9 protein-coding genes are annotated in these 10160 nt (G+C 40.9%); 6 read left to right on the plus strand and 3 right to left on the minus strand.

The window, feature by feature from the left end; genetic code table 11:
• Positions 1 to 315 (plus strand): hypothetical protein (locus G6W42_RS10135; protein WP_194173901.1); only part of this gene is annotated, 315 nt, incomplete at its 5' end.
• Between the two features lie 45 nt (positions 316 to 360).
• Here G6W42_RS10135 and G6W42_RS10140 read toward each other — a convergent pair.
• Positions 361 to 1023 (minus strand): M48 family metallopeptidase, encoded by a 663-nt coding sequence (locus G6W42_RS10140; protein ID WP_194173902.1) that lies wholly within the window; start codon positions 1021 to 1023, stop codon positions 361 to 363.
• Positions 999 to 2318, minus strand: a complete 1320-nt coding sequence (locus G6W42_RS10145; RefSeq protein WP_194173903.1) for an MATE family efflux transporter — start codon at positions 2316 to 2318, stop codon at positions 999 to 1001. Before G6W42_RS10145 ends, G6W42_RS10140 begins: the two co-directional genes overlap by 25 nt.
• Before the next feature lie 96 nt (positions 2319 to 2414).
• Between G6W42_RS10145 and abc-f the strand changes: the two genes are divergently transcribed.
• The 5 genes from abc-f to G6W42_RS10170 all read left to right on the plus strand — a co-directional run bounded on the left by abc-f (position 2415) and on the right by G6W42_RS10170 (position 9883).
• Positions 2415 to 4346 (plus strand): ribosomal protection-like ABC-F family protein, encoded by a 1932-nt coding sequence (abc-f, locus tag G6W42_RS10150; RefSeq protein ID WP_194173904.1) that lies wholly within the window; start codon positions 2415 to 2417, stop codon positions 4344 to 4346.
• A gap of 1 nt (position 4347) precedes the next feature.
• Positions 4348 to 4677 carry a hypothetical protein gene (locus G6W42_RS10155; RefSeq protein ID WP_194173905.1) on the plus strand — a complete coding sequence of 110 codons (330 nt, stop codon included), beginning with the start codon at positions 4348 to 4350 and terminating at the stop codon, positions 4675 to 4677.
• A 182-nt stretch (positions 4678 to 4859) separates the two neighbouring features.
• On the plus strand, positions 4860 to 6371 hold the full coding sequence (locus G6W42_RS10160) for a DKNYY domain-containing protein (RefSeq protein ID WP_194173906.1): 1512 nt from the start codon (positions 4860 to 4862) through the stop codon (positions 6369 to 6371).
• Entirely contained in the window at positions 6371 to 7816 is a 1446-nt protein-coding gene (locus tag G6W42_RS10165; RefSeq protein ID WP_194173907.1) for a DKNYY domain-containing protein, read from the plus strand. The genes G6W42_RS10160 and G6W42_RS10165 overlap by 1 nt, the downstream gene beginning before the upstream one ends.
• 126 nt (positions 7817 to 7942) lie before the next feature.
• A complete protein-coding gene (locus G6W42_RS10170) occupies positions 7943 to 9883 on the plus strand; it encodes a BCCT family transporter (RefSeq protein WP_194173908.1) in 1941 nt (646 codons plus the stop codon).
• A 93-nt stretch (positions 9884 to 9976) separates the two neighbouring features.
• On the opposite strand, the gene G6W42_RS10395 is transcribed toward G6W42_RS10170, so the two are convergent.
• Positions 9977 to 10160: hypothetical protein (locus tag G6W42_RS10395; RefSeq protein ID WP_206759042.1), on the minus strand; the 184-nt coding region annotated here is incomplete at its 5' end.

A 10160-nucleotide genomic window follows, 5' to 3' on the forward strand; every position in this document is an offset into this window, starting at 1 on the left:
GATAAAAATTTACCAATAGCAACTGAATATGAAAAATTTTTATTTGCCTATTGTTTTTGTCATTATAATAACGAAGCAATTATGCTGACAGCAAAAAAACTTCTTGAAGTGTGCCAATATACACAAACAAAGCTTGGTAATGATAAAGAAGCGTATTTTAGGCTATTATTTCAAATGGATAGTTTTTGTAAAATATTAAAAAGAGCCAATTTAGATAAAAAATTACGAGATGATATAGAAAAAGAAATAAACAAAATATCACTTAAAATTAAAGAATTGAAAGATGTAGGCGTTGTTGGCGATGATGATTTTTAAAGATATAAGAGAGATAAATTTTATTTTTTAATGAACTATAAATAATTACGCTCTTAAAATTCTCTCTTGCGCTTTGTAATCAGGCATGATGGCTTCTATAAATTTATAAAAACTGCTTTGATGATGCGGATAGAGTAGGTGGGTAAGTTCGTGAAGCACGACGTAGCGCACGGCTGAGAGCGGCTTTTCGATGAGCCTTAGGCTTAAGTTTATATAGCCCTTTTTGTGGTTGCAGCTCCCCCAGCGAGTTTTGCTATTTCGTATGACGACGCGGCTAACTGGCTTGTTGATACGAGGCTGATAGTAGCTTACAAGCTCCAAAAACAGCTCTTTTGCTCTTGCTTTTTTAAAGCGCTCAAGCGCCTTTAAATTTGGCGTTATGATAAATTTATCTTCAAAAAATGGCCCTTTTGCGCTCTCATCAAATTTGATCTTGTAAATTTCTCCAAGAAATCTTATCTCATCATCTTTTGGTAAATTTGCAAGCGCTTTTTTGTGGGAATTTTCAAGCCAAATTTTATGGCTCTCTAAAAATGCCAGAGCCATCTTTTGCGTGCTGTAAAATGGCATAGAAAGCGTGATCTTAGCGTCCTTGCCAACTCTTAGGCGCATAGCTCTTACATTTTTTTTAAAATTTATTAAGACGCTTAGACCATAAAAGTCTAAATTTACGCTCTTTTGCCTCAAACTAGGCGTTTTTCTTGCCATTTTTTGCTTCTCCAGCGCCAAGTATTTGCAAGGCCTCTTAGCCACTCATCAGCGCAAAATCCTATCCAAACGCCAACAATGCCCCAGCCAAGGTGTATGCCTAGAAAATATCCAAGCGGCAGCGAAAGCCCCCACATAAATATAAGGCCGGTTATGAGTGGGAATTTCGCGTCGCCACTTGCACGAAGGGCATTTACGATGACGATATTAAAGGTTCTGCCAGCTTCTAGCACGATTGAGAGCGTAAATAGTGGTAGCATTATCTTGCGCAGGCCCTCATCTAAATTTAGTGCGTCCATGATCTTATACTTTAAGGCGTAGGCTATGAGAACGACGATGAGCGTGATAGAAATGCCAAGCCACAAGGCTTTAAAGGTTCTGGTATAAGCCTCGTTAAACTCGCTTGCCCCAACCAAATGCCCTACGATGACCTCGTTTGCCACGCTGATACTTGCGCCACAAAGCAAGATGAGAAGCGTGATCTGAAAGTAGATCGTTTGCACGCTAAGAGTTGCCTCGCCCATGCTCGCGATAAAGCCAAATGCGACCATGTATTGCGCCATCCAGAGTAAATTTTCGCCAGCACTTGGCAGACCAACTGAGAGTATTTTCTTTAAAATTCCAAACGGCAAGACAAGCAGTTTGCTAAGATAAATTTTAACTTTTGCCACGCGAGTGAGCATGTAAAGTAGGACAAAAACGCCTATTAGTCTGCCTACAAATGTCGAGATAGCAACACCTTGCAAGCCTAAATTTGGCAGATCAAACCAGCCAAAAAGGGCGATGGCGTTGCCAAAGATGGTGATGATGTTCATCAAAACTGAAGTTAGCATGACTGCAGTTGCTAGGTTATAGACGCGAAGCACCGCAGCTAGCACCATGCCTATGCCATCAAATAGCAAGGCAAAGCCAAGTATGTGAAGGTATGAGAAGCTATCGTTTATGAGATCACTTGGCACGTTTAGTAAATTTAAGATGTTGTAGCCAAAGACGTAGATGATGATGGCTGAAAATATGCCAAAGACCGTATTTGACGTGATGCTTGCGTGTATGACGCTTGAAGCTAGCTCGTTTTGCTTTGCGCCAAGAGCTTGTGCGACGACGACTGAGCAGCCCATGCTTAAAAAGTTAAAAATGGTCATAAAAAGATCCATCACTTGATTGCCAGCACCCATGGCACCAACTAGATGCACACTCACTTTTGTCACCATGTAGGTGTTGATGATGAGCGTTATAAAGTGCAAAAACATATCTAAAAATATAGGTACGACTAGTTTTTTCATAGAAAGATTCATAAATTTCTCCCTTTTTAAATTTTGGGGCGATTATAGCCAAATTAGGTTTTAGCTCCCTTTTGATATAATCCAAAAAATTTAAAATTTGAGAGAAAAATGGCATTAATCGAACTAATAGACGTAAGTAAAAAATTTGGCGCAAATGAAATTTTAAACAGCGTAAGTCTTAGCGTAAATGAAAATGAAAAGATAGCGATCATCGGCAAAAATGGCAGTGGCAAGAGCACGCTTATGAAGATCATCTCTGGCGAGGTGGCAGCAGATAGCGGCAGACGAATAGTGCAGAGCTTAATAAGCGTCGAGATGCTAGCGCAAAATCCAAATTTTAACGCCACATTTAGCGTAAGAGATGCGCTAAATAACGAGCTAAAAGAGATATTTGACGCGATAAGTGAGTATGAAAAAAGTGGCGTCTTGCTAGCAAATGAGCCTGAAAACAAAGAAATTTTAAAAGAGCAAGAGAGACTTTTAAAATTTATAGAGGCAAAAGACGGCTGGAATATCGAGCACAAGATCGAGCGAATTTTGCAAGAATTTAAGCTAAAAGAGTATGAAAATAGACCCATTTGCTCGCTAAGTGGTGGCGAGATCAGGCGCGTGGCACTGGGCGCGCTCATCCTTAAAAAGCCAGATGTGCTGCTGCTTGATGAGCCTACAAACCACCTTGATGTCTATATGGTCAAATTTCTTGAAGATATGCTTAAAAGCTCAAATCAAAGCATAGTTTTTATAAGCCACGATAGGTATTTTATCGATGCGCTCGCTACTAGGTGCGTTGAGGTCGAGGATGCAAGCTTAAAAAATTTCGAGGGTGGATATGCAAACTATCTAACCAAAAAAGAGGAAATTTTAGCAAGCCTTGCAAAGTCGCATGAGACGCTGCTAAAACAACTAAAGGCCGAAGAAGAGTGGCTAAGGCGCGGCGTGAAAGCTAGGCTAAAGCGAAATGAGGGCAGAAAAGAGCGGGTGCTCGCCATGCGCGAGGAGGCTAAGAAAAACCCAGGTGTGATAAGGCGCGTGAGGCTTGAGCTAGAGCGTGCGAGTAAAAATTTCAACCAAGTGCAGAGCCAAAACCGCAAAAAAATGCTATTTGAGTTTAAAAATTTAGGCAAAAGCATAGACGGCAAGGTGCTTTTTGAAAAATTTGACGCAAGAATCTTGCAGGGCGAGAGGATAGCCATAGTTGGGCGAAACGGCAGTGGCAAGAGCACTTTGCTTAAAATTTTGCTAGGGCTTGAAAAGCCAAGTAGCGGCGAGATAAAAAGGGGCGAGGTGAGTATCGGCTACTTTGATCAAGCTAGAAATGTCCTTGATGATGATAAGAGCCTTATAGAGACATTTTGCCCAAATGGCGGCGACCACGTGCTAGTTCGTGGGCGAAATATGCACGTTTATGGCTATCTTAAAAATTTCCTCTTTCCAAAGGAATTTTTAGATAAAAAGATAGGCGTTTTAAGTGGCGGTGAGAAAAACCGCGTCGCACTCGCACTTCTTTTTACCAAAACTTACGACGTGCTGGTGCTTGACGAGCCGACAAACGACCTTGATATCGCAACTATTAATATCTTAGAAGACTACTTGCAAAGCTTTGAGGGGGCTATCTTGCTAGTTAGCCACGATAGATATTTTGTCGATAAGATGGCAAATAAGCTCTGGGCGTTTGAGGGCACAAAGATAAATGTCTTGCATGAAGAGTATAGCGTCTATTTGGAGCTTGAAGATGAGATGAAAGAGCTTGATAAATTTGAAAAAGAGCTCTCAAATAGTCAAAATGAAGCCAAACAAAAGAGCAAATCTGGCGCAAAACTAAGCTATAAACAAACGCAAATTTTAAACACATATCCAGATAAAATTTCAACCCTTGAAGCAAGGGTAGCCGAGCTAAATGAGGGGCTTAGCGATCCTAAAATTTATCAAGAAGTGGGCCTTGCTAAGCTTTATGAAGAGCTAGAAAAGACAAAAGCTGAGCTTGAAAGCCTAGAAAATGAGTATTTTAAAGTGCTTGAGATCGCCGAGGAGCTAGAGTAGCTTGAAAAAGATCGGTAGGATAAGCGCTTTAAATACAAGAGTTGTTAGGCAAAATTTAGCCACAAGTATGAGTCTTTTGATAGCTAATGATAGATTTAGTGGGGTATTTTCACCAGAGATAGAAAAATATGAAGTAGGCGATCTAGTCGAGATAAAATATAACAAGGTTGGTTTTTTAAATAAGATAGAGAGCATTAGGCTAATCGCAACAAATAGAGAAAATTCGGACTTATATGAAAGGTTGAAAAATTTATTTTATTTGATTATGTTTTTATATTTTTCTCTTTTTTTTGTTGATGGTGATTTATTATGGGGTTTTAAAGAATTTTAGTATTATTGGAGCTATTTTAGCGTTATGTGCTGTTTGGCTATTAAATACAGTAGTTAGAGTAGTATATTATCAGTTTTTGATATTTAGATATTTTATATTTGGATAGGTACTTTGAAATTTAAATTTATGAAAGGTTTTTGCGCCATGATGAGGTCGCTAAATTTGTTTGAAATGGGGCTAAAATGCTAAAAAAACATCCGCTAATCTCAGTAATAATCGCCATTGTTGTGATATTTTTTGCTACCTACTTTTTTGTCTTTGGGTTAGTTTCTGTTTTAGATGACGACATTGGCGATAGTAAAGAGTTAAATAATAGCTATTTTTACGTCAAAGATGACAAGGTCTATGCCATGGTGCCAAGCGGCGGTAAATTTGAGCTAATAGGCGTGAGGGCCAGCAAATTTAGATACATTGACACCGGCAAATACGACAACAGAAACGTTGGCGCTAGCGATAAGGCGGTGTATTGCGGTAACCTCGTGATGAGTGGGCTTGATCCAAATGGCGTTAGAGCGCTTGGCAATGGCTATTTTGGCGATGGCAAGATCACATATTTTTGTGATAGCGTAAGCGAGACAAACCTCGAAATATCCGCACTTAAAGAGTTTTGGGACATACTCTCACATAAAATGTTTAATACCCCTAAAGCGCAAACTCATATCTATAAATTTAGACAGGTTGATAACGCTAATTTAGCTGCGATCTTGGGCTTTGGCTATGCAAGCGACGGAGTAAAGGTCTATCATGAGGGCAAAGAGCTAGAGGGAGCAAATGCCAGCAAAATGCGCTATATCGAGCAGCCATCTGGCAGAAAGAGCGTGCATTTTACGACTGACGGAGAAAATGTCTATTATGACAGCACAAAACTAAGGATCAAATTTAGCCCGCAAATGCGTGATATCGGCGAGATATGGCGCATTCACTATCTTTATGAACCAAATTCTGGCATGGTCTATGCAAATGATCACGAATTTGACCCTAAATTTGCCCCATACGAGCCACTTTTTAACCTAAAAGATGAGCACTCCTATCATGCGCTCTTTCGTGGCAAAGGCGGTATCTATCACTGGGAGCGAAAGTGGCAGTGGTATAACAGCATAGACGAGGGCGAGTTTGTAAGAGACGGAGATGATCCGTTTAAAGGCGAGATAACGCCGCTATATGGCGACGTGGTGATAAGTGATGGCAAGACATATTTTTTAAAAACCTATGAAATTTGGCACAATACAAAAAATAACCACAGCCTAAGCTCACGCCACACGTGTATCGTAAGGCTTGATACAAAAGAGCAGTGGCGAAAGATCGGCCTTGTAAGAAACGATGGCTACGGAGCGGTTTATGCAAACGGCGATAAGACATATTATTTTGATAACGTCGGCTACGGTTGGCGTTTTAACAGCAGTGTTTATGATATAAACGACCTTGGCGTGGTTGAAATTCTCACTCGTCCTTATGGTCCAAATGTTAAGAATTTAAAACTTGATGAGATAGTAAAAATGGTAGATCAAGGCGCTATGACGCCAGCTGAGGGCGAGGTGGTGATCGATGCAGTAAGCTACTTTGATGATTACTCGCAAAAATATGCCTACTGGATATTTCTTGCAATAGCATTTGTAGCCTCGGTAGTTGGCGCTATTTTTAAAAATAAAAAGCAAAACAGCGAGCTTAAAAAAAGGGTGGATGATTATAGATAATGAGAAAAATTGCTATTAGATTTATTTATTTTTTAGTTATCTTGACACTACTTTTTGTTTTGGCGATGCTTTATCTTTGGCATGAGGGCGAGTATCAAAGAAGCTTTGCAAACATTGATAGTAGCGAGTTTTACCGCTCGCCTGATGGTAAAATTTATGTTCAAATTTCAGGCAGTGGCAAGTATGAGCTAAAAGGCGTTGATGAGGCTAGTTTTAGGGTCTTAAAGCTAAAACACGCGTATGATTACTCAAACGTGGCGGCTGATAAAAATCATGTCTATTGCGCTAGAGAAATTTTGCCTGGTCTTGATCCAAAAAGTGCCAAAGTGCTTGGCAATGGCTATCTAAGTGATGGCAAGATAAGCTATTATTGTGGCACTAGAAGCGAGAAAGAGGCGGGATATAGCGAATTTGGCGCCATTATGAAAAACCTTGTTCACGTTTTTATAAAAAGCTACGATGATAGCCCTTATTTTTACAGGACAAAAATGGTTGAAAGCACAAATTTAGAGCCTATATTTGACGCTGGCTTTGCAAGAGATGGTGGCACGCTTTACTACAAGGGCGAAAAGCTTGACGCGCAGCCTAACGAGCTAAGATACATCACGGCAGAAAACGGCGCTCATAGCGGATATTACACAGATGGTAAAAGCCTATTTTTAGGCTTTTATAAGCTTGATACAAGCTACACAGATGAGACGCGCCAGATATGTTATGACCCAAAGCACGATATAGAATATCTTTTTGAGCCAAAAAGTGGGGCGGCGTTTGCAAATGAGTGTAAATTTAGCGCTCAAAATATGCCTTATAGCGCCATTTATAGCGTGGATAACGTGCACTCGTTTTGGCCTCTTTTTGCCAGCAAAGATGGAATTTACTTTTGGGATAGCGCGAAAAACGAACAAGCTAAAATTTCAGACTATCAGCTAAAAGGCGAGCTAAAAAGGCTCTATGCTGACGTTTTTGTAGATGAGAGCTCAGCGTATTTCTTGCAGCAAGGCGAAGAGTGGCGGCGCTCAAAGCATGGCAGGCACTTAGAGGCGCAAACAGTCTCTTTATATAAATTTGCTCCAAGCTCATCTTGGCGTGAGATAGGGCTGGTAAAAGATGGCGAATATGGCGCAGTTTATGCAAACGGCGATAAGCTCTATTTTTTTAGCAAGATAAAGCCATTTTACGGCATAAAGCATAGCGTTTATGAGGTGGCAGATCCTAGCGTCATAGAAATTTTAACAAGAGCGTCTAAAGAGCTTAGCGCAAAAGATATCAGCGGTATGATAAAGCGTGGCGAGCTAGTGGAGGCAAGCGGCGAAGAGGTCGCAAGATCGAGGATAGAGTATGACTCGCCAAAGATCATTTTGTATATCACATTTGGCATCGCTTTTGTCGTCATAGTGCTAATAACTCTTGCAAAACCAAAGAGAGATAAAAGCGACTTGAGATAAATTTCAAAGTAGCTATTTTTGGTGGCTAAAGCTTAAAATTTCATAAAAATTTAAAGAGAAAATTTGACCTATTTACTCTTTTTTTGTTATTTTAAAAGGAAGCTGAAATTTACAAAAAGGAGAAAAATGTTTAAATTTCAAAGATCAAAATTTAACAACTCAGTATTTATCCCATCGCTTATTGTCATATTTTTAATAGCGGCATTTGCAGCGATATTTCCAAATTTCTCAAATGAGTTTTTTAAAGGTATGCAAAACTACATCGCGGCCAAATTTGGCTGGTTTTATATCCTAGTCGTTGCCGTCATACTTCTAAGCGTCATCATCCTTGGCTTTAGTAAGCTTGGCGAGATCAAGCTTGGAGCTGACCATGTAAAGCCAGAGCACAAAAATATCTCGTGGTTTTCTATGCTTTTTGCCGCTGGCATGGGCATAGGTCTAGTATTTTTTGGCGTGGCCGAGCCGCTCATGCACTATCTAAACCCACCAGTTGGCGACGCGCAGACTATCGCAGCGCAAAAGCTTGCGTTGAATATCACATTTTTTCACTGGGGCATGGGCGCATGGTCGGTCTATGCTATCGTGGCGTTAATTCTCGCCTTTTTCTCGTATAGGCACGGCTTGCCACTCACGCTTAGATCGGCATTTTATCCGATCATTGGAGATAAAATTTATGGCAAGATAGGTAGTGCCATCGATACATTTGCCGTCGTGGCGACCCTTTTTGGCGTGGCGACATCGCTGGGATACGGCGTACTTCAGGTAAATGCCGGTCTTACGCACGTTTTTGGCCTGCCGACCATGCATATCACGCTTCTAATAGTGCTTTGTTTTGCAGCCACTATCTCAGCGGCAAGCGGCGTGGATAAGGGCATTAAAATCTTATCAAACGCAAATATCGCGCTAGCCATTTGTTTTATGTTTTTGATACTATTTTTGGGCGATACGACGCAGCTTTTAAAGTCGTTTGTGCAAAACAGCGGCGACTACGTCTCTACACTCATTTCAAACACTTTTAACCTCTACGCCTACGAGAGGCAAAACGAGAGCTGGCTTGGCGGCTGGACGCTGCTATACTGGGCTTGGTGGCTATCTTGGTCGCCGTTTGTGGGGCTTTTTATCGCTAAAATTTCAAAAGGCAGAACGATCAGAGAATTTGTGATCGGCGTGCTTCTTGTGCCAACTGGCTTTACCTTTGCTTGGATGAGCTTTTTTGGTAACTCGGCGATCGCTTTGGTGCAAAGTGGCTTTAGTGAGCTAGCGACCACGGTAAATTCTGACTCAGCCTCAGCACTCTTTATGTTTTTAGAAAAATTTAGCTTCTCAGGCGTGCTAAGCGTGATTGCAGTCTTTATGATCGTCATATTTTTCGTAACTTCTGCCGACTCTGCGGCGATCGTTATGAACATGCTTTGCTCAAACGGCAAGGACGATACACCAGTTTGGCAAAAGGTCTTTTGGAGCGTTACAGTGGGTGTCGTGGCGGCATTTTTGATGCTAGCTGGTGGTCTTGGCTCACTTCAGGCACTTACGATCACGACAGCACTGCCATTTTCGGTGGTGCTTTTGGGTGCTATTTATGGGCTATTTAAGGCGCTTCGTGTCGATCTAACCAAAAAAGAGACAAATAACTTTAGCAACATGCCCATTAGTGATCTTTCAAAGCCGTGGCAAGAACGTCTAAGTGCGATCATCACGCTGCCAGGCAAGAAAGATGGCAAGAAATTTTTAAACGAGGTTGCACTAAAAGCTTTTAACGAGCTAAAAGAGGAATTTGCCAAAAACGGCCTTGAAGCAAAGGTCACAAATGGCGAAAATTTTGTAAATTTAAATGTCGGACTTGGCGACGAGATGGACTTTAGATATGGCGTCTATCTCACCAAGAGCCAGAGCCCAGACTACACTAGAGAGCTTGAGGGTGACGATCTTTATTATAGAGCCGAGGTATATCTAAAAGAGGGCGGTCAAGACTACGACGTGCTTGGTTGGAGCGAGGCCACGCTGATAAACGACGTAATCGAGCAATACCGCAAACATATGCAGTTTTTACACGTTGTAAGAGAGTAAATTTGAGTGAAATTTGCCTAGAATTTTAAAATTTCTGGGCAAATTTATAAATTTGACTGAACTTTTTTGCAAATTTTAAACTTTCACTCACCCCTAAGAATTGACTACTAAAATTTGACTTCGCTTACAGCTTAGCTCAAATTTTAGAGCCGAAATTACTCGTTCATGAAATTTTAAAATTTGTATGGCACTTGCATGATGATAAACCGCATGCTGTGCGCCAGCACTATTGCATGCCACCTCTAACGTTGTTGGGGTTAGGGGATTGTTAAGGGGG

This window comes from Campylobacter concisus (assembly GCF_015230015.1).
Lineage (GTDB): Bacteria > Campylobacterota > Campylobacteria > Campylobacterales > Campylobacteraceae > Campylobacter_A > Campylobacter_A concisus_AF.